Below are 26,216 nucleotides of genomic sequence, written 5' to 3' on the forward strand. Positions count from 1 at the left end.
GGGGTGCGTATCGGGGCCGTACTCCACACGCGGGTCAGAGGACTTCGGTGAACGACACCCGCCGGTCGATCAGGCGGGGGCGGACCGTGCCGAGGATGTGCTCGGCGAAGTGGTCGCTGGCGGCGTGCGCGTCGAACCCCGCCCGGTCGGCGTAGACCTCGTAGAGGACGAACGCGGCGGGGTCCTCGGCGTCCACGTGCACCACGTACTCGAGGTTGCCCGGCTCGTCGCGGGTGTGCTCGCGCATCGTCAGCAGCGCGGCCCGGACGAGCCCGGCGTCCTCGGGGGCGCAGCGGTAGTGGGCGATGACGGCAAAGGCCACGGTGTCCTCCGGAGAGTCGCTTCGGATCTGCCGGCGAATTCCACCAGGGAACGCGGTGCGCCGGGCGCAAACAATGCTTTCCCCTATCGTCATGAGGAGCAGCGATGTCCGTTCGTACCGTCGAGACGCTGGCAGGCGGGCGCTGGGTGGGTGCGCCGGAGTGGGTCGACGTGTTCGACCCCACCGACGTCCGGGAGCCGTTCGTGCGGGTCCCGGCGCTCACCGCCGAGCAGGTCACCGGCATCTACGAGGCGGCTCAGGCGGGTTTCGCGGTGTGGCGGGCCACCTCCGCGATCGAGCGCTCGAAGATTCTCGCGAAGGCCGCGGTGCTCCTGCGGGTACGCGCCGCGGAAATCGCCGGGGCGGTCGTCGCCGAGAACGGCAAGACCCTCGCTGAGGCGCGGGTCGAGGCGGAGAAGGCGGCCGACTTCTTCGAGTACTACGCGGGGATCGGCCGGCAGGAGTACGGGTCGCTGATTCATGACGCGCGGCCGGGTACCCGTACCGGATTCCAGCGGGAACCTCTCGGCGTGGTCCTGGCCGTCGCACCCTGGAACGACCCGCTGATCACCCCGGCCCGCAAGCTGGCGCCGGCGCTCGCGGCCGGCAACGCCGTGGTGCTCAAACCCGCCACCGAGACGCCCACCTCGGCCCTGCACCTGGCCCGCGCCCTGCACGACGCCGGCGTGCCGGCGGGCGTGATCAACGTCGTCACCGGCCGAACCGCGGAGATATCCGGCGCGCTGCTGGACGATCCGCGGATCGCCGCGGTCACGTTCACCGGCGGCAACGAGGTGGGCGAGGCGCTGCGGGTGCGGCTGGCCGCCCGCGGGGTCCGGTTCCAGTCGGAGATGGGCGGCAAGAACGCCTCCGTCGTCCTGGCCGGCGCCGACCTGGAGAAGGCCGCCACCGCCGTGGTCGCCGCGTCGTTCGGCCAGGCCGGGCAGCGCTGCACGGCGACCAGCCGGCTGCTGGTCGAACGGTCCGTGCACGACGAGTTCCTCGGCCTGCTGCGCGAGCGGGTCGCCGGCCTGCGGGTCGGCGCGGGCCGGGACGCGGACACCGACGTCGGCCCGCTCGTCAGCCCGGCGCACCGCGACGGCGTGCTCGCCGCGATCGCCGCCGCGGCCAAGCAGGGCGCGGCGGTCGAGGGCGGCGAGGAGGTGGCCGGGCACGGCTGCTGGGTCACCCCGGCGATCGTGGCCGGCGTCACCCCGGACATGGACCTGTGGCGCGACGAGGTGTTCGGCCCGGTCCTCGCGGTCCGCGCCGTCGACGGCCTCGACGAGGCCATCGCCGCCGTCAACGACTCCCGGTACGGGCTGGCCGCGGCGGTCTTCACGGACAGCCTGTCGGCGGCACACCGCTTCCTCGCGGAGGTGGACTGCGGCCAGATCGCCGTCAACACCACGACGTCCGGATGGGACGTGCACCAGCCGTTCGGTGGTTTCCGCGACTCCGGGTCCCCCTTCAAGGAGCAAGGCGCCGAGGCACTGCGGTTCTATACCAAGGTCAAAACTTTTGCCATGCACTTCGGTGGCTGATCAGGGGAGGCAACACTCGTGGCGGACCAGACCGTCGGAATCGTCGGGGCCGGCATCGTCGGCCTGGCTGTCGGCCGGGAGATCACACTTCGCCGGCCGGGCACCCGGGTCGTCGTCCTCGAGAAGGAGGACGAGGTGGCGCTGCACCAGACCGGCCACAACTCGGGCGTCGTGCACGCGGGCATCTACTACACCCCGGGCAGTCTGAAGGCCGAGCTGTGCACCCGGGGACGGCTGCTGCTGCGGGAGTACTGCGCGGAGCGGGGGATCGCGTACGACGAGTGCGGCAAGCTCGTGGTCGCCGTCCGCGAGGACGAACTGGGGCGCCTCGACAACCTGGAGTCGCGGGCGCGGGAGAACGGTGTGCCGGGGCTGCGCCGGGTGGACCCGGCCGGGATCCGGGAGATCGAGCCGCACGCGGCCGGGCTGGCGGCGCTGCACTCACCGGAGACGGCGATCACCGACTTCCCGGGCGTGGCCCGGGCGTTCGCCGAGGACATCCGGGCGGGCGGGGGAGAGGTGCGCACCGGATTCCCGGTGAACCGGATCTCCCGCGCCGGCTCGGGCGGGCGGATCCGCGTGGTGTCGGGTGATCGTGACGTCGTCGTGGATCAGCTGATCGTCTGCGCCGGTATCCAGAGCGACAGGGTCGCCAAGCTGGCCGGCGACGCGGCGGCACCCCGGATCATCCCGTTCCGTGGCGAGTACATGCGGGTCAAGCCGCCGAAGGCGGACCTGGTTCGCGGCATGATCTACCCGGTGCCGGACCCCCGCTACCCGTTCCTCGGCGTCCATTTCACCCGCCGGGTCACCGGTGTCGTCGAGGTCGGCCCGAACGCGGTGCTCGCGACCGCCCGCGAGGGCTACCGGCGGACGAACTTCTCGATCCCGGACCTGCTCGGCATCGCGGCCTGGCCGGGCACCTGGCACATGGCGCGCAAGCACTGGCGTACCGGCGTCAAGGAGGTGCGCGGGTCGCTGTCCAAGAGCCGCTACATGGCCGAGGCGATGCGGTACGTCCCGGAGATCGGCGCGGCCGACGTCGAGCGGGCCGGCGCGGGCGTGCGTGCCCAGGCCCTGGACCGCGACGGCGCCCTCGTCGACGACTTCCGCATCCACCGGCTCGGCCCGGTCACCGCCGTACGAAACGCGCCCTCACCTGCGGCGACGTCCTCCCTGGCGATCGCCGAGTACGTGGTCGGCGAGGTCTTCGGGAAGTAGTCGGCGAGCACGTCGTTCATGCAACAACCGATTGCGCGGCGCGGACTCCGCAGGGCCGGAAATCCCACATAGCTTCATGGCATCGGCTGGCACGACAGCCGGAACAGGAAGGGAACGCATATGTTCGTCGTCGACTCCCAGGTGCACATCTGGAAGGAAGAGACTCCGGACCGGCCCTGGGTCCCGGGCGCTCGCGAGCGTATCCGGCTGAACGGGCACCGCGAGGACCCGTTCAGCTACGAGGAGTGCCTGGCCATGATGGACGAGGCCGGCGTCAACCGGGCGCTGATCCTCCCGCCGTCCTGGGAGGGCGACCGCATCGACTACGCGATCGAGGCGTGTGAGGCGTTCCCCGACCGCTTCGGCATCATGGCCCGCATTCCACAGAACAAACCCGAGGAGGGTACGGCGATGCTGCGCGACTTCGCGCAGAACCCGTACGTGAAGGGCACCCGCCTCACCTTCCACCGTCCGATCGACCGGAACTGGATGATCGACGGCACGAACGACTGGTACTGGCCGATCGCCGAGGAACTGAACATCCCGACCATGGTGCACGCCCCGGTCTGGAAGGCGGAGCTGGGCCAGATCGCCGAGCGGCACCCCGACTTGAAGATCATCATCGACCACATGGGGATCATGGCCCGGTGCGTCGACGACGCGATCGGCTACTGGGTGCAGGAGACCGCCGACCTGCACCGGCACCCGAACATCTACGTGAAGGTGTCGGCGCTCCCGGGCTACTCCACGCAGCCGTTCCCCAACCTCAACATCGAGAAGTACGTGCGCGAGATGGTCGACAAGATGGGTCCGCGCCGCTGCTTCTGGGGCACCGACATCACCCGGCTGATGGGGCACGGGCTGAGCTACGTGGAGACCATCGAGCAGTTCACCAAGCACTACGACTTCACCGCGGAGGAGCTCGATTGGATCATGGGCCGGGGCATCTGCGAGGTCCTGGACTGGCCGATCGCATGATCACCGATGGTGGCGACGCGGTCGTCAGTGCGTTCAACGCGGCCGGGGCGGACTACATCTTCTCCTCGCCGGGGTCGGAATGGGCCCCGGTGTGGGAGTCGCTGGCCCGCCGGCACCGTGACGGGCTGCCCTGCCCGAACTACCTCGACCTGACCCACGAGACCGTCGCGGTCGGCATGGCCACCGGGTACGGCCTGATCACCCGCCGGGCACAGGGTGTGCTGCTGCACGCCGGGCCGGGCCTGCTGCAGGGCTCGATGGCCGTGCACGGCGCGCTGCTGGCCGGCGTGCCGATGGTGGTGGCCTCCTCCGAGTCGGTCACCTACGGCGACGGGCCGGGCCCGGACCCGGGCGGCCAGTGGTACCGCAATCTCTCGGTGGTCGGCGGCCCGCACGCGATGGCCGCGACGTTCGTGAAGTGGTCCAACCAGGCGGCGAGCGTGCACACGCTGCCGACCATGGTCACCCGCGGCGCGGAGCTGGCGTCGCGGGCGCCCGCCGGGCCGGTCTACCTCAACATTCCCCTCGAGGTCCTGCTCGAGGGGTGGGACGGCCCCGACCCGAAGCCCCTGGCCCGGCCGGGCACGTCGGTCAGCGCGGCCGAGGACATGCAGGCCGTCCTGGAACTGCTCGCCGCCGCCGAGAACCCGGTGATCATCACAGAGACGGCCGGGCGGGAGGCCGACGGGCTGGCCGCGCTGGTCGAGTTCGCCGAGGCGCTGCGGATCCCGGTCGTCGAGCCCGCCTCGGCGGTCTGCGTGAACTTCCCCCGCGACCACGACCTGCACGCCGGCGGCGAGATCGAGCCGTTCGTCGACACCGCCGACGTGATCGTTCTGCTGAACTGCCGCGCGCCGTTCTACCCGCCGAGCCGCCGGCCGGCCCGCGCGAAGATCGTCGTGATCGACGAGGTGCCGCAGCGGCCGCACATCGCCTACCAGGTGCTCAACGCCGACCACTACCTGGAGGGCGGCGTGCCCGGCACGCTCCGCGAACTCGCTGTCCGCGCCGCGGAGCAGGGCCTGGTGACCCGGGTCGCCGACCGGTCCCGGCACCTCGCTGAGGTGACGGCGGTGGCGGCCGCGGAGACGAGGGCCGCCGAGTCGGAGCGGATCGACCCGGTGCTGGTCGCCTCCGCACTGCGCGAACTGCTGGCCGGCGAGGACTCGGTGGTGGTCGACGAGACCATCACGCACAGCCGGGTGGTTCAGCGTCACCTGCGCCGTACCGCGCCGGACTCGTACTTCTACGTCCAGGGCGGTCTGGGCCAGGGCCTCGCGGTGGCACTCGGCGTGAAGCTGGCCGCGCCGGACAAGCCGGTGGTGTTCACCGTCGGCGACGGCGCGTTCCTCTACAACCCGATCATCCAGTCACTGCAGGCGGCGAAGGCCAACGGCCTGCCCCTCCTCATCGTGATCTTCAACAACGCTGAGTACCGGTCGATGAAGATGAACCACCTGCGGTTCTATCCGCAGGGCGCCGCCGTGCAGACCGGCGAGTTCCTCGGCAACGACCTCAGCGACCAGCCCGACCTGGCCGCACTCGCCTCGCCCTTCGACATGCACGGCGAGACCGTCGAGCGGACCGCCGAGCTGGCGCCGGCGCTGGACCGGGCACTCAAATCCGTCCGCGGCGGCACCACCGCGATCGTCAACGTCCGCGTCACGCGCTGAGCAGCCCTCTCGCCTTCCCGTCCCGCGCCCGTCGCGTCACGCCCTTCCCGTCGCGCGCCCGTCGCGTCATGCCTTGATCATCTGGAGCCACATGTCCAAGATCCTGATTCCCGCGGATGACCTGCGCGCCTTCACCACCGCGCTGTTCACCGCGGCCGGCGTCACCGAGGACCACGCCGCCACCATCTCCGCCGTCCTGACCTGGGCCGGCCTGCGCGGGGTCGACTCGCACGGCACCTCGCGCGTACCCCGATACCTCGAACTGCTCGACTCGGGCGAGGCCAACCGCGACCCGGTGCTGGCGTTCAGCTCGACCAGCCCGGCGGTCGCGGTACTGGACGCCGACCGGGCACCCGGACCCGTGGCCCTGACCGCCGCCGCCGACGAGGCGATCAGCCGGGCCTCCGCGAGCGGCATCGGGGCAGTAGGCGTACGCCGTACCGTCCACACCGGCGCCATCGGCTACTACACCTCCCGGATCGCCGACGCCGGCCTGATCGGCATCGCCTTCGTAGCCGGAATGCCCAACATGGCATACCCCGGCGTCAAGGGCGCCGCCGTAGCAACCAGCCCGCTCTCCATCGCCGTCCCGGCAACCGGCCACCCACCCGCCCTGCTGGACATGGCCACCGCCGGCATCGCCCTCGGCAAGATCGCTCAGTTCCGCAACGCCGGCCGCCCCCTCCCCGAGGGCACCGCCGCCACCGCCGACGGCACCCCCACCACCGACCCGAACCTGGCCAGGATGCCGCTCCCGCTGGGCGGCGCCAAAGGCGCCGGCATGTCCCTGGTCTTCGAACTGCTGACCAGCGTCCTGCTGGGCGCCCCCATCCTCAGCTCCTTCCACAGCGACGACCCGGACGGCCGGGCCCACCGCCAGAACGCCCTGCTCCTGGCCCTGAACCCCGCCGCGTTCGGCAACGCGGCAGACTTCGCCCCAGCCGTGGCCACCACCCTCGAAACCCTCAAGTCCCTACCCCCGGCCACCGACGACGCCGACATCCGCTACCCCGGCGAGAGCAGCGCGTCAATCGCCACCAGGCGCACCGCCGACGGCATCCCGGTGACCCCCAAACTCTGGGCCGAACTGCGGATCGCCGCCGAGAAGCTGGGCGTGCCGTTGCCGGCAACCACCTGAGACAAACCGCCCGGCCCGCGCCGGGCCGGGCGGTTCACGCCGCTTTCGTGTAGTCGCGGGTGAGCCAGTGCTCCGGGCGGATGCGAATCGCACACATGCGCGCGGTCGCGTCCCGTGTCGCCTCGACGTAGCCGTCAGCGCCCTCCCGACCCAGGTACCGGCGGGCGAGCTCCCAGCGCCGCTCGACGGTGACAGTGCCTTCGATCGTGATGACCGCGCCCTCGACGGAGGCATAGCGGTACGGCATCTCCTGCTCCTGCACGCAGACGGTGACCCGCCCGGCCTTGCGGACGAGTTCCACCTTGCGGCTGTTCCGGTCGGTCACCAGCACGATGTCGCCGCCGGGCTGATAGTCGTACCAGAGCGGGACTGCCAGCGGCCCGCGCCCGTCGTCATCAGCCACACTGACGACCGCGACGTGTACCTCAGCGAGGAAGGCCTCACGCTCGGCGGGTGTCATTGCCAAGGACATGTCCCTCACGCTACAGACATCGACAGACCCGAGTCGCCCATCCGGCCATCCGATCGGCCCCGGCGGCATCACCCAGGGCTGTCGTTCGAAAGGCCGGCCCCTGCCGAGGAATCTCAGGTCGCCGCCAGGAACTCGATGGCGGCTGCGAGAGCGTGCGCGACTCCGCCGGGCGGCGCACACACGCCTTCCACATTGCCCACGACGTCCAGCGCACGCTTCTGCTTGAGTTGAGTGCGTTCGGGTAACCCTCCCTGCCGGGATTAAAGGCCTCGTCCAGCGGCAGAGGAATTGTGGGTGGCCTCCGCGGCTGCCCGGTTATCCTGACCGCATGTGCCGGTACGCGGAGATGCCCTACAAGGTTCACTACGTGTGCGTGCCGTGCCGCCGAAGCAGCAAGCAGCCGCAGGACGGGGTGCCTCATCCGTGTACCCGTTGCCGTAGACCTATGGTGTTCGCCGGTCATGACTTCGCTCCTCCTCGGCGCCGGGACCGCTCCGGCTGGACCGCCGTGGCATCGGTGCTTGCCGCAGGCCTGCGCTACGAGGGATTCGAGACCTGCGGTTGCGGACGCGAGCCGAAATTCCGGCCGCGTACGAGCGCGCAGGTGCGCCAGCGGCGCCGGCTAGGGGTCCGTCGTGGCGTTCCGATCGCCGATATGCTCGCAGCCCGGGATCCCTACGGCGCTGTCTGAGGGCCATTCCTACGGGGTGCCCGATCCCATTTCGTCTCGATGTCATGCCGTCGGCGGTGCGCGACGGCCGAATTCGCGGTCACTCCTGTGTCAGGCCGCGAGTGGCGGCGTCCACCGCTTTGTTGATGACTGAGCGCCGGCGCCGTTGTATCGCGAATCGGTGAACGTCAGTCTCGGACACTTTCGTACGTCTGATACTCCTGGGTAGACGCCTGGAGAGGAGCAAGTGACGATGAGTAGCGTTCCCGAGCCGGTGATTGGATCGAAGCGAACGAGCCGCGCATGGCTCGCGGTCGGTGTTGCCTGCGCCGTAATTCTCGCAGCCGTATTGATCGCGAGCGTCGTTGTCATGCTCCGCATGCCGGACAGCACACTGGATCGACTTAGCGACACTGGTCAGGCCATCGGCATCTTCTCGACGCTGTTCTCTGCTGCCGCGTTGATCGGGGTGGTTCTGTCGGTGACCTACCAGAGCCGACAGAACCAACGCTACGACTACGAAGCCTGGCACTCCGCTCACGCAGGGCTTCTGGCGCGCGTCATCGAGGATCCGGCCACGTTCGCTCCCTGCATCGGCAACTCCGAGAGATTCAGCTCCGAGTTGGAAGCGCGGCGGTACTACTTCACCACGCTGTGGTTGAATTTCGGCCAAATTGGCCTGCGAGCCGGCAACATGACTGAGGCGTCTATTCGTGAGGAGCTCTGCGGTGAAATGTTCGAAAGTCAGGTCGCCCGAGACCTGTGGATGAAGCGACGAGAGAATCTTGCAAGAAACTTTGGTGGGTTGAGCCCGTTCTATCAATTGGTAGATGACGAATTCGAAAGAACGTACAGCGCGCCACCGAACGAGGCGCAGCGGGCGGATGCGGGCTCGGAGATCACAAGCGAGGCTGGTTCGCGGTCGCTGTCTCCGCCCACGCAATGACGGAGGCGCAGCGCTGACGTCTTGCCGACATCGTTGCGATCATCTGCCGAGACATGCTCCAAAATGTGACGCGATCTCGCCGTGGACCGTTTGCGGCCCGCGAACCTGTTACGTGGCGTTCGTCGTTACTTTCTCGTTGTCGTCGATCCTTCAATGAAGCTCAAGTTCATCGAGAGCCTCGGTGAGGCGGCGGTGAGCCTAGGCGCCGCGCCGCGCGTCTTCGTTGCCGGCCTCGACCATCAGCAGATCCAGCGCGTGCCTGCGCAAGCTGGAGCAACTGCGCGATGGCGTCCTCGGGCTCCGCCTGTTCGCCGTGGTCGCGGAACCGTTCGGTAAGAAGTTCGCGGGCCTCCGCCGAGTCGTTGAAGGTGGGGGAGAACTGAACGAGGTCATCGCCAGCGGGTGGCCAACTGCGCCAATCAGTTCTTACTGTCATAGCCGATGAGAGTCCTGCGGAGCGGCCGAATTCATTTCCCGTTCGAATGACCGAAAAGGAGGATTTTGTCACCAATAGTGTAAATCCTGTACGGTCGAAGTTCGTCGCATGCAAGTCGATTGAGCACCACATCGCTCATGAGCATCATAAGTCCCGCCCGCCGCAGGTACCGAGCGTTGACTCCTTCATTCAAGGCGTCCTATCCTTAGGAATGCGAACTGCCGTCGCGCGAATAATTTGTTATCTTGCTTTGGCGGTCCTTATTGCCGCTGCTACCCGAGACGCATGGCAGAGTGTCCTTTTTCGACCGGAGCAGCGTAACTGGACGAATACAGACGTCCTGTTCTTCGGCGTCGAGAACGGAGCGTTCGAGCGAGTTCATTTCAATCTTACTATTCTGCCTTACGTGCCGCCTGGCGGAGAGCCTGAATGGCCTAACGGGCATCTGAACTTTCCTGCCGCGCGAGCCGAGCTGCAGGTGGAGTTGGAACCGCGCGGATCAAATATTGACGCACCCTCGTATCTAGTTGCACAAGGTTCTACTGCGCGATTCCTGGACAACTGCGTTGCCGAGAACGAAACGGCGGAAATTAGGTTTGTCCCAGCCGAGCAGCTCGCCCCGGATTTAGACATGGCAGGCAGCTTCTATGACCGCGAAGGCGGGATGTGGCCGCCGAGCCGACGCGTGCTCGAAATTTCTAAATATCGAGCTGACTCTTTCATCCGCGTCCTCTGCGAGGTGGACCCATCCCTGCTTTGGTTGCGCGATCGGCATAAACATTATCTATCGGTACCGGTCATGGAGACCGACATTTGGGAGAGAAAGCCGATTGGAGCAATTGATACACCGCTTTCCCAAAAGGATCCCAGCTGCCCGTCGTTGAGCTATGTAATAGGCGGCCACGAACGAGTCGACTCATCGACGCCAGTTCACGATAAAACGACAGGCGGCCAGGTCGACTGGACATCATGTGAAGCTGGATACGGCGGAGGTCCTGCTGATGCAATTGAGAGTGTCGAATCTGCCTCGTCCACCGGAGCCAGGAGGCCTGTATATTCAACTGTCATAGACCTCTCGCAAGAGAGTGAGAATGAAAGAAATCTTCTTGCCGGAGGCATCTTTCTCGGCATAGCCGGAGCGCTTGTTGTCGAGGCGGTCGGAGTCATACTGCTGCTGGCGGAGAGGCTCGCCGGCGTCATAAGCCGTCTACTCTCGAAGCATTGGAGGCGAAGGAGGCCAGAAGCGCATGAGGGCGACATCGCCGCAGTTGAATCTGATCCGACGTCGCGTGAAACCCAATTTCCTGGCACCGAGCTCTTACGCCGCCGATTGGCTGAACGCGCACAGACTAATTTGCGGACCGACGTACGTATTCCAACTCCGAGAACAACGGATGCGCGAGAGGCCCCTTAAACGTCGAGACGTCAGATGTACTCATCATCGCCGCCGAGCGTGCGCGCTCTTTGGCAGGGCCGATGATCGAGTGCACGACTTTGCCGTTGGGCGCACGGCCCGAGCGTTGCCGCCCGAGCCGTGGCGTCTACAGCGGCAACTCGAGTTCCCAGTCGGCGAACGGAGGGTCTACCTCATAGGCCCCGTCGCAGGCCCTTCGGATCCACTGGGCTGCGCGATATTCCGCGTCGGAGTAGTTCGTCACCTGGCCGGCCTCGTCCACGTCCAGCACGTTGGCGAAGACCGCGAACACTTGCTCGAGGCCGGACCCGTACGTCATGACCACGGGGCGGTAGTCGAAGTCTTCCAACACATCCATGACGAGCGTGCCGTTGGCAAGGTAGAAGGCGAAGAAGCGAAACGCCGACCGAACATCCTCGGGTAGTTGTGCCACGATGTGATCATCACTCGGCGCTGCTACCTGGGTCCGGCATTCGTCACCGCCAGGACCGTGGCGGCGGATGATCTCGACGATGTCGTCGAAGAGCGTAGGGCCCGCGCCCAGAGGCGCACGTCTGATCCGGTCCTGGAAACGGACGTTGTTCGACGGATGGCAGGTGAGACGGATGGCAGGTGAGCAGGACTTGCTGGAGCCATCGGATCGTCGCCTCGTGACGGAGCGCCGAGCGGGACAGCTCGGAGTTGCGCCAGAGGAAAGTCCAGCAACCGTCGGGCGTCCCGAAACCTCCTCGGAGGATGTCGTTGAAGGCATCGAGGTCCGTCGGTCGTTGCCGGTCAAGTCACCGTGTGTCGTTGACCTGTGAGTGGAGCGTCCGTCGCCGACGGCCGTGGCTTGCGGTGTCGGCGAGCGTCATCCCAACTGCCGTGCTGTCTCCAGGTGATAACTGGCGATCTGGACCAGCGGAGCTACGGCGCGAGTGGTGGTTGACAAGTCCTGGCCTTCTTGGCTCCACGGCGGCGGGAAGACGGTGATCCCCTGATCCGGCGGCAAGACTCCCACCTCCTGCTGCCATCCCGGCCACCGCAGACTGTCGTAGAACTGTGTCATCGACCCCGCCAGGACCGCGTACAACCAGTCGGAATAGCCCTGTTCCAGGTCTTCCCACTCAAGGGTGTCCGGAGCGAAGTAATGCACCGTCGGCACGGCGCCCGGCTGACCTGGAAGCCACGCGAACTGGCCGCCCAGTACGTCATACGCGACGATCAACCCGCCCAGCGCCGGATCGGCCTGATCGGTCACGTCGGGAAGGCCATCGCTGCCACTGCCCAGAACCCGCAACCAACCGTGATCGATCAGCAATCCACCGGTGTTGGCCACGACGGCTCCGAGCCAAGAGCGTGTGGTGATTCCCAGGAACGCCAGGGCTGTCTCGGCGCGTGTGGCATCCGGGGGCAGCAACTGAACCGGGTACGGCGCTGCGGCAATGGCTGCGGCGACCTCACCCCATGCGATCTCTTCCACGCCGCGAGAATGCCAAATTGTCGTGCACCTGCGCCAGGCGGCCGGTCCGTAAGATTCTGCCCCCGTGCGCTGTCAGGTCAACTCGTGCGCGAGCAGGTCCATCAACAGCCCGTCGTGCCAGGTGCCGTCCGGCCCTCGTTCGTAGCTGCGCATTACCCCGACCGGGCGGAAGCCGACCTTCGCGTAACAGCGGATCGCCGCGTGGTTGTCGGCCGCCGGGTCGATCACCAGGCGGTGATGACCGACCTCGTCGATCAGGTGCCGGGCGAGGGTACGGACCGCGTCGCTTCCAAGTCCTCGGCCGTGGACTGCGGGATCGAGGTAGATGTCGATGCCCGCGTGCCGGTAGTCGGGATCGTCCTCCTCGCTCCACTGGACGGCACCCACGACACCACCCTCGTGGAGGATCACCAGCACCCGCGTGTCCGGATCGGTGAGTTCCGCGGACACCACGTTGACCAGGTCGTCGTCGCCGCCCCACCGCCGGGACACCTCGGGGGCCGACCGGATCTCGACCAGCCTCGGTACGTCATGCTGAGCCGCGGCTCGAAGTGTCACCACCCCGGGAACGTAACATTGAGACGGCGGTGTTCAGGCGGGCGCGGTCGGTGTACGAGACGACCCTGGTCATGCGGCCGTCCTCGACGGTGCAGGCCATCAGGCCCACCGGGTGACCGGCCGGCCCCCAGGCGAGAATCCCGGGCTGCCCGTCGACCAGGACGCGGCGAGCGGTGAAGCCGAGCCCGCCACCGCGCACCACCGCGCGGACGAGTTCGGCACGGCCGCGCGTCACCGTGACGTCCCGCGCGCCCTTCACCTCCCAGGTCAGGTCCGGGTCGAGAACCGTCAGCAGTGCCTCGAAGTCGCCGTCGCGGGCGGCGGCCAGGAACGCGTCGACCACCTGGCGCTGCTGGTGCGGGCGGGCGGTGGGACGTGCGGCGCCGTGGACCTTGCGGCGGGCACGGCTCGCGGCCATCTTCGCGGCGTCGGCCGACTTGTCGATGATCGCGCCGATCTCCGAGAACGGCATCGCGAACATGTCGTGCAGCACGAACGCCAGCCGCTCGTCGGGTCCCAGGGAGCCCAGTACGACCAGCAGCGCCAGACCGAGCGACTCGGCCTGCAACGCCTGATCCGCCGGGTCGTCGTCCTCGGCGACGACAGGATGGGTGTCGTACAGGACCTCGCCCTTGGCCGTCCGCGCCCGCAGCACGTCGATGCTCAGCCTGCCGACCACGGTGGTGAGCCATCCCGCCACGTTGTCCACGGACCCGGGCTCCTGGCGGGCCAGGCGCAGCCAGGCCTCCTGCACGACGTCCTCGGCGTCGGTGCGGTTGCCCAGGACGCGCGCGGCGATCGCCACCAGCCGTTCGCGGTGTGCCTGGAACTCCTCGGCGCTCATCGGTTACCTCTTCCCACTCGGATCCGTCATCCACACGACGAGCCCGAGCGGGCTGACGTAACAACGAAGGAGCAATCATGAACCTCGCCCTGTGGATCCTCGCCGGCGCTCTCGCTCTCGCGTTCACCGCCGGGGGCGCCAGCCTGCTGCTGATGCCGAAGGAGCGGTACCGCGCTGTCGGGCCCAGCCAGCGATGGGTCGACGACTTCGGTGACGTCCACCTCAAAATCATCGGTGCCATCAAGATCGTCGGGTGCCTGGGCCTGATCCTGCCCGCGGCGACGGGCGTCGCGCCGGTTCTGACGCCGCTCGCGGCCTGCGGGCTGATGCTGCTGATGTCCGGCGCCGCGACCACTCGCTTCCGCCGGGGAGAGTGGAAGCTGCTCGCCGGCGACCTGTTCTACCTGAGCATGTTCGCGCTCCTGGCCTGGGGCCGGTTCGACCTGAGCCCGCTGTAGGGCGGTCAGCGCGGCAGCGGCACCACCAGCGGTGTCCCGGTTGCCGGGTCCGGGACCACCATCGCGCGCAGCCCGAACACCTTCTCCAGCAGCTCCGGCGTGAGCACCTCGTCCGGCGAACCGGTGGCCACGATCTCCCCGTCCTTCATGGCGATCAGCACGTCCGCGTAGCGCGCCGCCAGACTCAGGTCGTGCAGGACCATCACCACGGTCCGGCCCTTCTCCCGGTGCAGGCGGCGGATCAGATCGAGTACGTCGATCTGGTGGGCCAGGTCCAGGAACGTCGTGGGCTCGTCGAGCAGGAGCAGGTCGGTGCCCTGTGCGAGGGCCATGCTGATCCAGGCACGCTGACGCTGCCCGCCGGAGAGGGCGTCGACCGGCCGGGACGCGTACTCCAGCATGCCCGTCCAGCGCAGCGCGTCCGCCACCAGTTCCTCGTCGTCGCCGGACCACTGACGGAACCAGGACTGGTGCGGGTGCCGGCCGCGCATCACCAGGTCGGCGACGGTGAGGCCGTCCGGCGCGGACGGGGACTGCGGGAGGACGCCGAGGACGCGGGCGACCTCCCGGGTGGGCATCCTGTCGATGCGTACGCCGTCGAGGAGCACCTCTCCCCCCGATGGCCGCAGGAGACGGCCCAGCGCCTTGAGCAACGTGGATTTACCGCACCCGTTGGGCCCGATGATCGCACTGATCCGATTGTCAGCAATTGTCAGGCTCAAGTCTGAAATAACGGGAATGTTGCTGTAGCCGAGACTCAAGTGATCACCACGAAGAATCACCCGATCGTCCTCCGAGACCGTCGCAACAACAACCACAGCAGGTAGGGAGTCCCGACCATCGCCGTGAGCAAGCCGACCGGCAGCTCAGCGGGCGCCACCACGATCCGCGCGAGCAGATCACACCCCACGACCAGCAGCGCCCCGAGCACCGCCGACGCGACAAGTGGCGGCCGGCTCCCACCGCACAACCGCAGGGCGATCTGCGGCACCACGAACGCCACGAACTCGATCGGCCCCGCCGACGCGACCGCCGCGGCCGCGAGCCCCGCCGCGACGACCACGACCGCCAGTTGGGCGGACTGCAGGCGCAGGCCGAGCCCGCGGGCGGTGTCCTCACCGAACTGCAGAACGCGGAGCGCGACTGTGGCGGCCAACGCGGCCGGCAGCAGAACCAGCAGGGCGACGGCAAGCGGGACCACGTGCGACCAGTCCCGCCCGGCGAGCGACCCGCTCAACCAGATCGTGGCGCGCGTGACGTCGACCTGCTGTGCGCGTACCAAAAGCCAAGAGGTGAAACCGGCGAGCAGCTGGCCGGCGCCCAGGCCGATCAGGACCAGCCGGAAACCGTCGATGCCCTGGCGCCAGGCGAGCAGGTAGATCGCGGCGGCGCTCAGCAGCGACCCGGCCAGTGCGGCAAGGGGCAGGACGGTCGCACTGGTGACGCCGAAGACGACGATCGCGGCGACCGCGGCCGCCGACGCCCCGTAGGTCACCCCCAGGACATCCGGGCTGGCCAGCGGGTTGCGGGCGAAGGTCTGCGTCAGCGCGCCGGCGACCGCGAGCGCCGCTCCGGCGAGCAGTCCGCAGAGGATCCGGGGCAGCCGCAGGTTGAGCAGGATGTGCCGCTCGATGCGAGTGCCGCCACCGGTGATCACCTCCCAGACCGTCGCCGGGCCGAGCGGGAAATCCCCGTGCCCGATCGCCACGACACCGACGGCCACGGTGGCGACAAGGGCAAGAACGGTCAACGCCACCGTTCGCAGCGGGAGGACAGCCGAGACCGGGCCGGCGCGGAGCACACGCCGGCCCGGCAGTTCGAGGAGGGTACTCACAGCCGCACCATCCGGATCCGGCGGACCAGCCAGATGAAGAACGGGGCGCCGATGAACGCCAGCACGATCCCGGTCTGCAGCTCGGCCGGCGCCGCGATCAGCCGCCCGGCAACGTCCGCGACCAGCAGCAGGGTGACGCCGAGCAGCGCGGAGAACGGGAGGAGCCAGCGGTGGTCCGGCCCGGTGAGCACGCGGGCCGCGTGCGGAACGATCAATCCGGCGAAGGCGAGCGGTCCGCAAGCTGCCGTCGCGGCGCCGGCCAGGAGCACTACAGAACCAATTCCTACCGTACGCGCAAAAGCGATATTTTGCCCCAAAGCGCGTGCCACGTCCTCGCCCAGCCCGAGCGCGTTCAGCGCCGGCGCATTCACCGCCGCGAAGAGCAGACCGGCCGCGATGAACGGCGCCACCGCCCACGCGGTCTGGATGTCGCGCCCCGCGAGCGACCCGACCACCCAGAAGCGGAACACCGAGAGCGTCTCCGGGTCGCTGATCAGAATCGACGACGTGAACGAGGCCAGCAGCGCGCTGAGCGCCATCCCGGCCAGCGCGAGGGTGACCGGGGTCGGCCCGTGGCCACCGGCCGAACCGAGCGCGAAGACCACCACGCTCGCCAGCAGCGCGCCGGCGAACGCGAACCAGATGTATCCGGAGAACGACCCGACTCCGGCGAAGGAGATCGCGATCACCACCGCGAACGACGCGCCGGCCGTGACGCCGAGCAGCCCGGGGTCGGCGATCGGGTTGCGGGTGTGCCCCTGCATCAGCGCGCCCGCCGTGCCGAGGGCCAGCCCGCAGAGCACGCCGAGCGCGGTACGCGGGCCGCGCAGTTCCCGGACCACCGCGGTCGCGTCCGACCCGTCCGGGTGCACCAGCGCGTGCCACACCTCGGACGGGTTCAGCGACTGCGCGCCCAGGCCGAGGCTGAGCAGCACCGCCAGTGCCGCGAGCAGCAACAGCACCGCCAGAGCGGCGAGCCGGAACCCTCGCCCGGTACGGGTGAGCGTCCCGGCCGCCGTCATCAGGCTCCCGCCGCCTTGGCGACGGCCGGGACCGTGTTGTCGACGAAGTACGGGATGGAGAGCGGGCTCGGGTTGCGCAGCGCCATGAACTTGTCGCTCTCGAGAGCCACGTACTTACCGTTCTTGACCGCCGGCAGGTTCTTGAACAGCGTGTTCGCCTCGAGCGCGGTCTTCAGCTGCGCCTCGGTGCAGTAGATCAGCACCACGTCGGCGTCGATGGTCGCGATCTTCTCCAGGCTCAGCGTGACCGCGAAGTCGTCGCCGGGCAGCGCGGCGACCGCCGGGGCGAGCTTCATGCCCAGGTCGTTGAACGCCTTCACGGTGACGTCCTGATCGGAGCGGAGCACACCGATGGTTCCGGCCTCGTACACCTGGGAGATGGTAAAGGTCTTGCCGGCCAGCGCGGGGTACTGGGTCTTCACACCGTCCACCTTGGCCTGCACGTCCTTGATCACCTGCTCGCCCTGCTCGGTCTTGCCGAGCAGCTTGGCGACCTGGCGCAGCGTGGTCTGCCACGGGTCCTCGAACGGCCCCGTCTCGTACGCGGTCGTCGGCACGAGCGGCGACAGCGCCTTGTACTCGTTGTCGATGTAGTAGTCGCCGCCGGCCAGGACCAGGTCCGGGTTCAGCTTGGCGACCTCCTCGGGGTCGACGCCGTTCTCGCCCTGCGCGAGCTGGATCGGGTTGCCGGTGATCTTCGGCTTGGCCCAGGGGTTGATGCCGCCTTCGGACACGGTCTGGTAGACGCCGACCGGCTGCACGCCGAGCAGCAGCGCCGCGTCGAGGTCGGCGTCGGAGAGGGCGACGACCCGCTCCGGTGCCTTCTCCAGCGTGGTGGTTCCGAGCTTGTGGGTGACGGTGACCGGGTACGCCCCGGTCGCGGCGGCGGACGAGCCGCTCGCGGGTTCGGCCTCGCCGGTGTCCCCGCACGCGCTGAGCAGGGTGCCGGTGAGAAGGAGGGCGATCAACGCACGGGTGGGGGCCACGACGCTTCCTTTACATCGAGACGAGCCCCGTCACCCGCGGGCAGCTGCGGTGACGGGGCTCGCCGGACAACGGCGGATCAGGCGAGCTTCTTGGACTTCGTGATCGCGGCGGTCAGGGCCTCGAGCAGCGGGGCGGAACCGGCCCAGGAGTAGATCGGGACAGCCTGCCACGGGAAGACCTGGTTCGCCTTGACCGCGGGCAGCGCGTTCCAGGCCGGCTTGGAGGCCAGGTCCTTCGGCTGCAGGGTGCCGGTCCGGGCGTCCAGGAAGATGATGTCGGCGTGGTACTTGTCCGCGTTCTCCCAGCTCAGCGACTCGTAGTAGTCACCGCCGTCGGTCTTCTCCGGGACGATGATGTCGACGCCGAGCTCCTTGAAGTACATGATGTCGCTCGACACCTTGGGGTTCGACACGTAGAAGATGTCGGCCGAACCGGAGCCGGCGAGCACCTTGATGCCACCGCTGGCCTTCGCGGCGGCGCTCAGGTCGGCGGCGGCCTTCTCGAAGCGGGCCTTGGCCTCGGTGACCTTCGGGGCGTTGAGGTCGGCGCCGAGGGAGGCGGCCAGCTCGGCGTACCGCTCGATGGGCTTGGTCAGCGGGACCCGGCCGACGGTGATGGTGGCGGTCGGCGCCAGGCCGAGGATCTTGTCCTTGCTCTCGTCCGGGATGTACCAGTAGGCGCCCGGGTCGAACATGTGGGTGATCAGCAGCTCGGGGTTGAGCGCCGCGTACTTCTCCACGGAGAACTCGCCCCACGCGTTGCCGATGATCTCGACCTTGCTGATGTCGAGGTCGCCGGCCTGGTCCTCGGCGGTGCCGTCGGCCTTCTTGGTCTCGCCGAAGACGCCGACGACCTTGTCGCCGAGGCCGAGGTCGACGAGCGCGGCGGCGGTGCCGGTGAACGCGACGAGGCGGGCCGGGGTCTTGTCGGCCTTGAGGTCCTTGGGCTGGTCGTCGGTGAAGCTCCACGGTCCGGCGGCGGCAGCGGAGGAGGTACCGGCCGACGACCCGGCGTCGTCGTTACCACCACACGCGCTGAGCAGCGCACCGAGAGCGGTGGCGCCACCGGCGGCCAGCAGGCCACGACGGGACAAAGAAAGGTTGGAGTACTTCATCTTCATTCTTTCTCACGGGTACGACCGGTCGTCCGACCGGGTGGATGGTTAGGCTAACCTAACGAGCCGAACGCGCGTCAACAGGATGAGCCGAACCGTGACGGGAGCCGCAACTGTCCACCTATGACACCGTGACGGACCGGGAGGTTCGCACCGAGACACCGGCGCCACCGGTGGTCCGGCGCTCCTCGGTGCGCCTGATCGGCTTCCTGATCGCGCTCGTCGCCCTCGCGGCGGTCGTCGTGCTGAGCATCGGCTTCGGCGCGCGGTTCCTGTCGCCCGGCGAGGTCTGGGCGGGGCTCACCGACCCGGCTTCGCAGTACTACCGGATCGTTCACGAGATGCGGTTGCCGCGTACCCTGCTCGGCCTGATGGTCGGAATGGCGCTCGGCCTCGCCGGCGCGATCATGCAGGCGCTGACCCGCAACCCCCTCGCCGACCCCGGCCTTCTCGGCATCAACGCCGGCGCCTCGGCCGGCGTGGCCAGCGCCGCGGTCTTCCTCGGCATCGGCACGTTCTACGGCTACATCTGGTTCGCACTGCTCGGCGCCGCGGTCGTCACGGCCCTGGTGTACGCGGTGGGCGGCGGCCGCTCGGCCACACCGGCCCGGCTCGCTCTGGCCGGCGCCGCGCTCAACGCCACGCTCTACTCCTATGTGAGCGCCACGCTGCTCTCCGACTCACAGGCCATCGAGAAGGTACGTTTCTGGACCGCCGGCTCGCTGGCCAGCGCCGACTTCGCCACGGCGACGCGGCTGCTGCCGTTCTTCGCCGCCGGTCTGCTCGTGGCGCTGCTGGCCGCCCGCCCGCTCAACGCCCTGTCGCTCGGCGACGACGCGGCCCGCGCGCTCGGCGCCCGCCCGTCGGTGATCCGGGTCATGGTGATCGTCGCGGTCACGCTGCTCTGCGGCGGCGCCACCGCGGCCTGCGGCCCGATCGTCTTCATCGGACTGCTTATCCCGCACATGGTCCGCTCGATCACCGGGCCCGACCTGCGCTGGATGCTGCCGTACACGGCGGTGCTCGCACCGGTGCTGCTGCTCGGCTCCGACGTGCTCGGCCGCGTCCTGGGCAGCCCCGGCGAACTGCAGGTCGGCACCGTCACCGCGGTGCTCGGCGGTCCCCTGTTCCTCTATCTCGTGCGAGCCGCCCGATGACCACCACGACTTTTGAGGGTACGGTCCGCAGCCGCGTCGGCATCCGGCCCCGCGCGGTCGCCGTCGGCGTCGTGGCGCTGATCGGCACGGCGGCGGTCAGCGTGCTGACGCTGGGCACCGGCGAGTTCCCGATCGCACCGGCCGACGTGGTCAAAACCCTGTTCGGCCAGGGCACCGCGGCGCAGGACTTCATCGTCAACGAGCTCCGGCTGCCCCGCCTGATCACCGCGATCCTGGTCGGCATGGCCCTGGCGGCCGGCGGCGCGGTCTTCCAGTCACTGGTCCGCAACCCGCTGGGCAGCCCGGACGTGCTGGGCATCACCAACGGCGCGAGCACCGCCGCCCTGGCCGTGGTGATCCTCGGCGGGAGCAGCACCCAGCTCTCCCTCGCCGCGGTGGCCGGTGGCCTCGCCGCGGCCCTGCTGATCTGGCTGATCGGCGGGCGGCACGGCCTGCACGGCTACCGGTTCATCCTGGTCGGTATCGGCATGGCCGCGATACTCACCGGCATCAGCGGATACCTGCTGACCCGCGGCATCCAGATGGAGAACGCGCGGGCGCTGCTCTGGCTCACCGGCAGCCTCGACGGGCGCGACTGGCAGCAGGCCGGGCCACTGCTCGGTGTCCTCGCCGTCACGCTGCCGATCCTGCTGCTGGCCTGCGGCCCCGGACTGCGGATCCTGGAGATGGGCGACGACTCGGCGGCCGCGCTCGGCGTACCGGTCGGGGTGCTCCGCACCGGCGCGCTGTTCACCGCGGCGCTGCTGGTCTCCTGCGCGGCGGCCGCCGCCGGCCCGGTCGCGTTCGTCGCCCTGATCGCGCCCCACCTCACCAAACGGCTCACCCGCGCGCCCGGCCCCAACCTGGTGCCCGCGCTCGCGCTGGGTGCGCTGCTGCTGGTCGGCGCCGACTGGCTGGCCCAGCACGGCCCCAAGCCGCTGCCCGTCGGCGTCGTCACCGGCATCGTCGGCGGTGCCTACCTCGTCTGGCTGCTCACCACCGAACGCCGGGCCGGCCGGATTTGAGTTCCCAAGGAGAGACAATGACCGGTACGCCGCGGCTCAGCGGTTCCGACATGACGCTGGCCTACGACAAGCGGGTCATCGCCGAACAGCTGAGCGTCGACATCCCGGACGGCTCGTTCACCGTGATCATCGGCCCGAACGCGTGCGGCAAGTCCACCCTGCTGCGCGCCCTCGCCCGGCTGCTCAAGCCGCAGGCCGGCACCGTGCTGCTGGACGGCCAGGACGTCCACTCGCTGCCCACCCGCGCGGTGGCCAAGACGCTCGGCCTGCTCCCGCAGTCGTCCACCGCGCCGGACGGCATCACCGTCGCCGAGCTCGTTGCCCGCGGCCGGTACCCGCACCAGAGCCTGATCCGCCGCTGGTCCACCACCGACGAGCGGGTCGTCACCGAGTCGATGCAGGCGACCGGCGTCGCCGACCTGGCCGACCGCAACGTCGACGAACTCTCCGGCGGCCAGCGCCAGCGGGTGTGGCTCGCCATGGCCCTCGCACAGCAGACACCGCTGCTGCTGCTCGACGAGCCGACCACCTACCTGGACATCGCGCACCAGATCGAGGTCCTCGACCTCTGCGCCGAACTCCACGAGACCCAGGGCCGCACGCTCGTCGCCGTCCTGCACGACCTGAACCACGCCGCCCGCTACGCCACCCACCTGATCGCCATGCGCGACGGCAAGGTGGCCAAATCCGGCCTCCCCGGCGACGTGCTCACCGCGGAGCTGGTCGAGGATGTCTTCGGCCTCCCGTGCCGTGTCATCGACGACCCGGAGACGGGGACCCCACTGGTCGTTCCCGCCGCCCGCCGCCGCACCGAGGTGACCGCCCCCGCGGCACCGTGACGGCGCCGCGTTCCTACGCGCCCCGTGCGCCTCGCGCCAGCCGCTCCGAGATGTCTCCGATGTCGGTGACGGTCAGGTACGCCCAGGTGGAGAACCGCTCGTCGATCGCGTCGTCGACGAGCGCCCGCGCCTCGTGCGCCGGCACGCCGTTCTCGGTGAGGAACCACCGCAGGACGAGACCGCACGGCCGTTGCCAGTCGTCACCACCCGTGCTTCGCGCAACGACGCGGGTCATCAGCTGGGCGATGGCGACCTCCCAGCTCTCGACGGGATCGCCCGGCTCCGGCCGCAGCCGTTGGAACTGGTCGTCCAGGCTCTCCAGCCAGCGCCGCCATTTCACGAGCTCATCCGTGACGAAGGCCGGCACCTCGGCCGGCCGGGGAAGGCGATCGATCACCCGGACGCCGGCGTCCGGTGCCCAGTGCCAGCGGTAGGCCCACGCTCCGTATCGGGTGGCCAGCGCGGCGCCGACGCTGCTCACCCATTCCCAGACCGCCGACTCGCTGACCCAGCCCCCGTCACACCACTCCGGTCGCGGCGGCGCCGTCATCCGCAGCGCGTCCGCCACCTCGGCCGGGTCGAACGGGTGGAGCCGGGGGTCCACCTCGGCCCACGTCGCGAGCTCTGCCATTCAGCCCTTCGCTTGCCGAACGTCGGTTCCGTCCTCGGCGAACGCTTTGAAGTCCCGCATGTGCTCCAGCGACTGCTTGCGGAAGGTACCCGGCATGAAGAGCCCCACCAGCCGCATCACCACGCCGCTGAACCGGTACTCGTTCTCGCTCTCCCACAGCGTCGACTCCGGCCCGGCCTCGGTCAGGCGCTCCCGCGCCGCACTCCACATGCCCTGACCGACGATCTCGCGCTCGAAACGAACGACGCTCTCCTTGGGAATCCCGTGCAGATCCACCGGTTCCCGCCGCGTGATGGTCTCGGTAGCCTCGAACGTCTGCTGCCCCATCCGTAACACCACCCGCGACTGGGTGCCGACGTGCCCGTGCACCCCGCTCAGCGGCTCATGCACCACCAGACCCCGCAACCACTTCGGCAGTTGCTCCGGGTCGGCGAGCAGCTGAGCCACCCGCTCCCGAGGCTGAGCGATCTCAATCGACACGGTGTACTTCATGACGGAGCGCTCCAGTTTCCGACGCAGACCCGAACGTCGCCCCACCCTAGTCCACACGAATTGCTGGTCCCGCCCTATGCTGCTGGCAGAACCGGGTGCCGGCGACGGCCACGGCTCATTACCGTCGGCGCATGGCAGACGTGACGTACCGCCCCCGGCCTCTCTTGCGCACCCTGCTAGGCGAGGTGCTGCGACGCCGCCGGCTGGAGCAGGAACGCACCCTTGCCGAGGTCGCCCACGACGCGTCCGTCTCGGTGCAGTACCTGTCCGAGATCGAGCGTGGCCGCAAGGAGGCGAGCTCGGAGATCGTGGCCGCCGTCTGCGACTCGCTGGGTATGGGGCTCGCCGACCTGCTGGCCGAGGTGGGGCGCGACCTCACGGCGCGTCGTGCCCCGGTTCTGCGGCTGGAGACGGCCCGGCTGCGCCGCGCGGCACAGGTGCCGCGCAGCTCCCGGTCCGGCGATGTCGTCCTGTTGGCCGCCTGATCAGGCGGCGTTGAGGCGATAGCCGTGCGGCTCGCGCCGGGTGATGACCCGGTCGGCGAGGCCGTAGGCGACGGTCTCGGGGGCGGTCAGGGTCATCCGGCGATCGGTGTCCTCGCGGATCTTGGCGATCGAGTGACCGGTGTGCTCGGCCAGGATCTGATCCATCTCGGCCCGGACCTTGGCCACCTCCTTGGCCTCCACGGCCAGGTCCGGCAGCGTGCCGCGCGCCTGGCCGGAGGGCTGGTGCAGGGTGACCCTCGCGTGCCGTAGCACCGATCGCTTGCCCGGGGTGCCGGCGGCCAGCAGCGCCGCGGACGCCGACGCTGCCTGTCCGACGCACGTGGTGGCGATGTCGCACCGGATGAAGTGCATGGTGTCGTAGATGGCGGTCAGCGCGCTGAAGGAGCCGCCCGGGGAGTTGATGTACATTCCGATCTCCTGTTCCCCCGTGGATTCCAGGTGGATCAGCTGGGCGATCACCACGTTGGCGACCCCGTCGTCGATCTCGGTGCCGAGGAAGATGATCCGGTCCGACAGCAGCCGGGAGTAGATGTCGAAGGCGCGTTCCCCGCTCGGCGTCTTCTCCACGACGGTCGGAATGGTGTAGTGGCTCATGCGCTCAGTCCCATCGGCTGGCGGGCGGTCGCGGGGCGTACGTCGTCGACGCTGTCGAGGACCCGGTCGATGAGGCCGTACTCGAGTGCCTCCTCGGCGGTGAACCAGCGATCACGCCGGCTGTCGCGTTCGACGGTGTCGATGGGCTGCCCGGTGTGCTCGGCGGTCAGGCGCAGCAGCGTCTGGCCGAGTCGCTCCAGCTGGTTGGCGTAGATCTCGACGTCCGCGGCGGTACCGCCGAAGCCGGCCGAACCCTGGTGCATCAGGATCTGGGCGTGCGGCAGCGCGTACCGCTTGCCGGCGGTGCCGGCGGTGAGCAGGAACTGCCCCATGCTCCCGGCGAGCCCGAGGGCCAGCGTACTGACGTCGTTGGGGATCAGCCGCATGGTGTCGTAGATCGCCAGGCCGGCGGTGACCGAACCGCCCGGCGAGTTGATGTACAGGTTGATGGTGCTGAGCGGGTCCTCGGCGGACAACAGCAGCAGCTGCCCGCAGATCCGGTTGGCGATCGGGTCGTCGACCTCGGCCCCGAGCACGATGATGCGCTGATGCAGCAGCTGGACGGACAGCTGGTCGTCGACGGACCCGGTCCCGCCCGCCGTCGCGGCAGTGAATGGATGCATGGCTTCTCTCCTCCGGCTCGGCCCTGCGTGCCGCCTCCACCTTCAAGGCGACAACGCCCGCCGGCCAAGCCGATCTGCGGTAAGCAGATGAAGCAGAAAACAACCATCCACATCGCGCTATTCGACTGGCCCAGAGTCCAGACCTATCTCGGCTCGGTCTCTTGAGAGCGCCAGCCGCGGTTACCGACGACAAGGATTCTGATGCCAGCCGCAGCGGCGGCAGCTTGCCCGAGCGCGGACAGCAGCAGACCAGGGTGGTCTCCGGCGAACTCGGTTGCCGCTCTCTCGATGCCCGTGACACCGTGCAGATCCCCGCCCCTGTTCCGAGGCTCAGATGACGATTTACTTCTACGGTGCCGACGAGGTTCCGCACGGCTGTTTCTCCAACTTCTCCGATCACGGTTTCGACCTCGACGGCCACCGGTGGACGTCCTCCGAGCACTATTTCCAGGCCCAGAAGTTCCCCGGCACCCGCCACGCCGACCTCATCCGGCGGACGGCGACCCCGTTGCGGGCCGCCGAGCTGGGCCGCGACCGGTCAAGGCCGCTGCGCCGCGACTGGGACCGGGTCAAGGACGACGTCATGCGCCGGGCGGTGACGGCCAAGTTCACCGCTCATGCCGACATCCGCGCCATCCTGCTGGACACAGGCGACGAGGAGATCGTCGAGGACACCAGCACTGACCACTACTGGGGCCGCGGCCGGAATGGCACCGGCAAGAACATGCTCGGACGGATCCTGATGCGCACCCGCACCCAGCTTCGCAGCGACCTCACCCAGAACCCCGGCACCCAGGACCGCCACCAGCGGCGATAACACCGAGCGCAGTCATTGCGAACGCGCTGTCCGCACGGCTGCGGTACGCCAGGCGTCTGAAGTCAAAGCGCGTCGAGCAGCAGGACGCCATCTGGTGAGTAGAAGTAGTCGCGTACGTGCTGAGCCCAGTCTTCGATCGTCGGGTCTTCCGCGTGCGACAGCCAGTCGGAGAGGTGTGCGTGCTCTTCGGTGTGCCTGTTCTCCGAGAGCCATCGCAGCGTTTCTTCCCGGCCCGCTCCGAAGATGGCCTGGGCATCGAAGCCGATGCCCAGGTCCATGTCACCGGTGCAGAATTTCGCGGCGTACAGGCGGCGCGAGTCGGCGGGATCACCGATCAGGAACAGTGAGCCTTTTTCATCCTGAGTAGGCAGGGTTCTCGACGTGGTGCAGGACGAGGATGGCCTGCACGATCGGGGTTGCCCGGTGCGGGCTGCAGCGG

General features: G+C 68.8%; 27 protein-coding genes and 2 pseudogenes. 13 read left to right on the top strand and 16 right to left on the bottom strand.

Annotated elements, in window-relative coordinates; all coding sequences use genetic code 11:
- Nucleotides 1-34 precede the first annotated feature (34 nt).
- Nucleotides 35-322: a putative quinol monooxygenase gene (locus AB0M02_RS14025; RefSeq protein WP_364225959.1), complete on the bottom strand. Its 288-nt coding sequence runs from the start codon at nt 320-322 to the stop codon at nt 35-37.
- Between the two features lie 104 nt (nt 323-426).
- Between AB0M02_RS14025 and AB0M02_RS14030 the strand changes: the two genes are divergently transcribed.
- The 5 genes from AB0M02_RS14030 to AB0M02_RS14050 all read left to right on the top strand — a co-directional run bounded on the left by AB0M02_RS14030 (nt 427) and on the right by AB0M02_RS14050 (nt 6,876).
- Nucleotides 427-1,866 (top strand): aldehyde dehydrogenase family protein, encoded by a 1,440-nt coding sequence (locus tag AB0M02_RS14030; protein ID WP_364225962.1) that lies wholly within the window; start codon nt 427-429, stop codon nt 1,864-1,866.
- Between the two features lie 18 nt (nt 1,867-1,884).
- Complete coding sequence (gene lhgO / locus AB0M02_RS14035; RefSeq protein ID WP_364225965.1) at nt 1,885-3,087, top strand: L-2-hydroxyglutarate oxidase; 1,203 nt, start codon at nt 1,885-1,887, stop codon at nt 3,085-3,087.
- Nucleotides 3,088-3,207: 120 nt separating this feature from the next.
- Nucleotides 3,208-4,065 (top strand): amidohydrolase family protein, encoded by an 858-nt coding sequence (locus AB0M02_RS14040; RefSeq protein WP_364225968.1) that lies wholly within the window; start codon nt 3,208-3,210, stop codon nt 4,063-4,065.
- Nucleotides 4,062-5,738 carry a thiamine pyrophosphate-dependent enzyme gene (locus AB0M02_RS14045; protein WP_364225971.1) on the top strand — a complete coding sequence of 559 codons (1,677 nt, stop codon included), beginning with the start codon at nt 4,062-4,064 and terminating at the stop codon, nt 5,736-5,738. Before AB0M02_RS14040 ends, AB0M02_RS14045 begins: the two co-directional genes overlap by 4 nt.
- A 91-nt stretch (nt 5,739-5,829) precedes the next feature.
- Nucleotides 5,830-6,876, top strand: a complete 1,047-nt coding sequence (locus AB0M02_RS14050; protein WP_364225974.1) for an Ldh family oxidoreductase — start codon at nt 5,830-5,832, stop codon at nt 6,874-6,876.
- Nucleotides 6,877-6,910: 34 nt separating this feature from the next.
- Here AB0M02_RS14050 and AB0M02_RS14055 read toward each other — a convergent pair whose 3' ends face one another.
- Nucleotides 6,911-7,348: a pyridoxamine 5'-phosphate oxidase family protein gene (locus tag AB0M02_RS14055; RefSeq protein ID WP_364225977.1), complete on the bottom strand. Its 438-nt coding sequence runs from the start codon at nt 7,346-7,348 to the stop codon at nt 6,911-6,913.
- A 923-nt stretch (nt 7,349-8,271) separates the two neighbouring features.
- On the opposite strand from AB0M02_RS14055, the gene AB0M02_RS14060 reads away from it, so the two are divergent.
- Nucleotides 8,272-8,964 carry a DUF6082 family protein gene (locus AB0M02_RS14060; RefSeq protein ID WP_364225980.1) on the top strand — a complete coding sequence of 231 codons (693 nt, stop codon included), beginning with the start codon at nt 8,272-8,274 and terminating at the stop codon, nt 8,962-8,964.
- A 482-nt stretch (nt 8,965-9,446) separates the two neighbouring features.
- The gene (locus tag AB0M02_RS14065; RefSeq protein ID WP_364225983.1) at nt 9,447-10,814 is read left to right on the top strand and encodes a hypothetical protein; all 1,368 of its coding nucleotides are present in this window, start codon (nt 9,447-9,449) and stop codon (nt 10,812-10,814) included.
- Between the two features lie 127 nt (nt 10,815-10,941).
- Here the strand turns inward: AB0M02_RS14065 and AB0M02_RS14070 are convergent, their stop codons facing one another.
- The 4 genes from AB0M02_RS14070 to AB0M02_RS14085 form a co-directional block, all read right to left on the bottom strand.
- Nucleotides 10,942-11,247: a hypothetical protein gene (locus AB0M02_RS14070; protein ID WP_364225986.1), complete on the bottom strand. Its 306-nt coding sequence runs from the start codon at nt 11,245-11,247 to the stop codon at nt 10,942-10,944.
- Nucleotides 11,248-11,664: 417 nt separating this feature from the next.
- A complete protein-coding gene (locus AB0M02_RS14075) occupies nt 11,665-12,276 on the bottom strand; it encodes a DUF2625 family protein (RefSeq protein WP_364225989.1) in 612 nt (203 codons plus the stop codon).
- 72 nt (nt 12,277-12,348) lie between these two features.
- Nucleotides 12,349-12,837: a GNAT family protein gene (locus tag AB0M02_RS14080; protein WP_364225992.1), complete on the bottom strand. Its 489-nt coding sequence runs from the start codon at nt 12,835-12,837 to the stop codon at nt 12,349-12,351.
- Nucleotides 12,806-13,678 (bottom strand): sigma-70 family RNA polymerase sigma factor, encoded by an 873-nt coding sequence (locus AB0M02_RS14085; protein ID WP_364225996.1) that lies wholly within the window; start codon nt 13,676-13,678, stop codon nt 12,806-12,808. The genes AB0M02_RS14080 and AB0M02_RS14085 overlap by 32 nt, the downstream gene beginning before the upstream one ends.
- Before the next feature lie 77 nt (nt 13,679-13,755).
- Between AB0M02_RS14085 and AB0M02_RS14090 the strand changes: the two genes are divergently transcribed.
- Nucleotides 13,756-14,136 carry a DoxX family protein gene (locus AB0M02_RS14090; protein WP_364225999.1) on the top strand — a complete coding sequence of 127 codons (381 nt, stop codon included), beginning with the start codon at nt 13,756-13,758 and terminating at the stop codon, nt 14,134-14,136.
- A gap of 5 nt (nt 14,137-14,141) precedes the next feature.
- Here AB0M02_RS14090 and AB0M02_RS14095 read toward each other — a convergent pair whose 3' ends face one another.
- The 5 genes from AB0M02_RS14095 to AB0M02_RS14115 all read right to left on the bottom strand — a co-directional run bounded on the left by AB0M02_RS14095 (nt 14,142) and on the right by AB0M02_RS14115 (nt 19,093).
- On the bottom strand, nt 14,142-14,918 hold the full coding sequence (locus tag AB0M02_RS14095) for an ABC transporter ATP-binding protein (protein ID WP_364226002.1): 777 nt from the start codon (nt 14,916-14,918) through the stop codon (nt 14,142-14,144).
- A complete protein-coding gene (locus AB0M02_RS14100) occupies nt 14,915-15,970 on the bottom strand; it encodes an iron chelate uptake ABC transporter family permease subunit (protein WP_364226005.1) in 1,056 nt (351 codons plus the stop codon). Before AB0M02_RS14100 ends, AB0M02_RS14095 begins: the two co-directional genes overlap by 4 nt.
- On the bottom strand, nt 15,967-16,992 hold the full coding sequence (locus AB0M02_RS14105) for an iron ABC transporter permease (protein ID WP_364226008.1): 1,026 nt from the start codon (nt 16,990-16,992) through the stop codon (nt 15,967-15,969). The genes AB0M02_RS14100 and AB0M02_RS14105 overlap by 4 nt, the downstream gene beginning before the upstream one ends.
- Nucleotides 16,992-17,978 carry an iron-siderophore ABC transporter substrate-binding protein gene (locus tag AB0M02_RS14110; protein WP_364226011.1) on the bottom strand — a complete coding sequence of 329 codons (987 nt, stop codon included), beginning with the start codon at nt 17,976-17,978 and terminating at the stop codon, nt 16,992-16,994. Before AB0M02_RS14110 ends, AB0M02_RS14105 begins: the two co-directional genes overlap by 1 nt.
- A gap of 77 nt (nt 17,979-18,055) precedes the next feature.
- Nucleotides 18,056-19,093, bottom strand: a complete 1,038-nt coding sequence (locus AB0M02_RS14115) for an ABC transporter substrate-binding protein (protein ID WP_364226014.1) — start codon at nt 19,091-19,093, stop codon at nt 18,056-18,058.
- Between the two features lie 173 nt (nt 19,094-19,266).
- Between AB0M02_RS14115 and AB0M02_RS14120 the strand changes: the two genes are divergently transcribed.
- From AB0M02_RS14120 to AB0M02_RS14130, 3 genes are read left to right on the top strand one after another with little or no spacing between them, the layout of a single operon-like run.
- Complete coding sequence (locus AB0M02_RS14120) at nt 19,267-20,250, top strand: iron chelate uptake ABC transporter family permease subunit (RefSeq protein ID WP_364226082.1); 984 nt, start codon at nt 19,267-19,269, stop codon at nt 20,248-20,250.
- On the top strand, nt 20,247-21,275 hold the full coding sequence (locus tag AB0M02_RS14125; RefSeq protein ID WP_364226017.1) for an iron chelate uptake ABC transporter family permease subunit: 1,029 nt from the start codon (nt 20,247-20,249) through the stop codon (nt 21,273-21,275). Before AB0M02_RS14120 ends, AB0M02_RS14125 begins: the two co-directional genes overlap by 4 nt.
- A 50-nt stretch (nt 21,276-21,325) precedes the next feature.
- Nucleotides 21,326-22,114: an ABC transporter ATP-binding protein gene (locus AB0M02_RS14130; protein ID WP_364226086.1), complete on the top strand. Its 789-nt coding sequence runs from the start codon at nt 21,326-21,328 to the stop codon at nt 22,112-22,114.
- Between the two features lie 13 nt (nt 22,115-22,127).
- Here the strand turns inward: AB0M02_RS14130 and AB0M02_RS14135 are convergent, their stop codons facing one another.
- Nucleotides 22,128-22,745 carry a hypothetical protein gene (locus AB0M02_RS14135; protein WP_364226020.1) on the bottom strand — a complete coding sequence of 206 codons (618 nt, stop codon included), beginning with the start codon at nt 22,743-22,745 and terminating at the stop codon, nt 22,128-22,130.
- Nucleotides 22,746-23,237 (bottom strand): SRPBCC family protein, encoded by a 492-nt coding sequence (locus tag AB0M02_RS14140; protein WP_364226023.1) that lies wholly within the window; start codon nt 23,235-23,237, stop codon nt 22,746-22,748. It abuts the gene before it with no gap.
- Nucleotides 23,238-23,368: 131 nt separating this feature from the next.
- Between AB0M02_RS14140 and AB0M02_RS14145 the strand changes: the two are divergent.
- A pseudogene (locus AB0M02_RS14145) lies at nt 23,369-23,599 on the top strand (helix-turn-helix transcriptional regulator); the annotation flags it as partial.
- A gap of 123 nt (nt 23,600-23,722) precedes the next feature.
- Here AB0M02_RS14145 and AB0M02_RS14150 read toward each other — a convergent pair.
- Nucleotides 23,723-24,337 (bottom strand): ATP-dependent Clp protease proteolytic subunit, encoded by a 615-nt coding sequence (locus AB0M02_RS14150; RefSeq protein WP_364226026.1) that lies wholly within the window; start codon nt 24,335-24,337, stop codon nt 23,723-23,725.
- The gene (locus AB0M02_RS14155) at nt 24,334-24,960 is read right to left on the bottom strand and encodes an ATP-dependent Clp protease proteolytic subunit (RefSeq protein WP_364226029.1); all 627 of its coding nucleotides are present in this window, start codon (nt 24,958-24,960) and stop codon (nt 24,334-24,336) included. Before AB0M02_RS14155 ends, AB0M02_RS14150 begins: the two co-directional genes overlap by 4 nt.
- A gap of 334 nt (nt 24,961-25,294) precedes the next feature.
- On the opposite strand from AB0M02_RS14155, the gene AB0M02_RS14160 reads away from it, so the two are divergent.
- Complete coding sequence (locus tag AB0M02_RS14160; protein ID WP_364226032.1) at nt 25,295-25,777, top strand: NADAR family protein; 483 nt, start codon at nt 25,295-25,297, stop codon at nt 25,775-25,777.
- Nucleotides 25,778-26,131: 354 nt separating this feature from the next.
- Here the strand turns inward: AB0M02_RS14160 and AB0M02_RS14165 are convergent.
- Nucleotides 26,132-26,216, bottom strand: a pseudogene (locus tag AB0M02_RS14165) (IS5/IS1182 family transposase); the annotation flags it as partial.

Origin of the sequence: Actinoplanes sp. NPDC051861 (assembly GCF_040681145.1) — a bacterium.
Classification (GTDB): Bacteria; Actinomycetota; Actinomycetes; order Mycobacteriales; family Micromonosporaceae; genus Actinoplanes.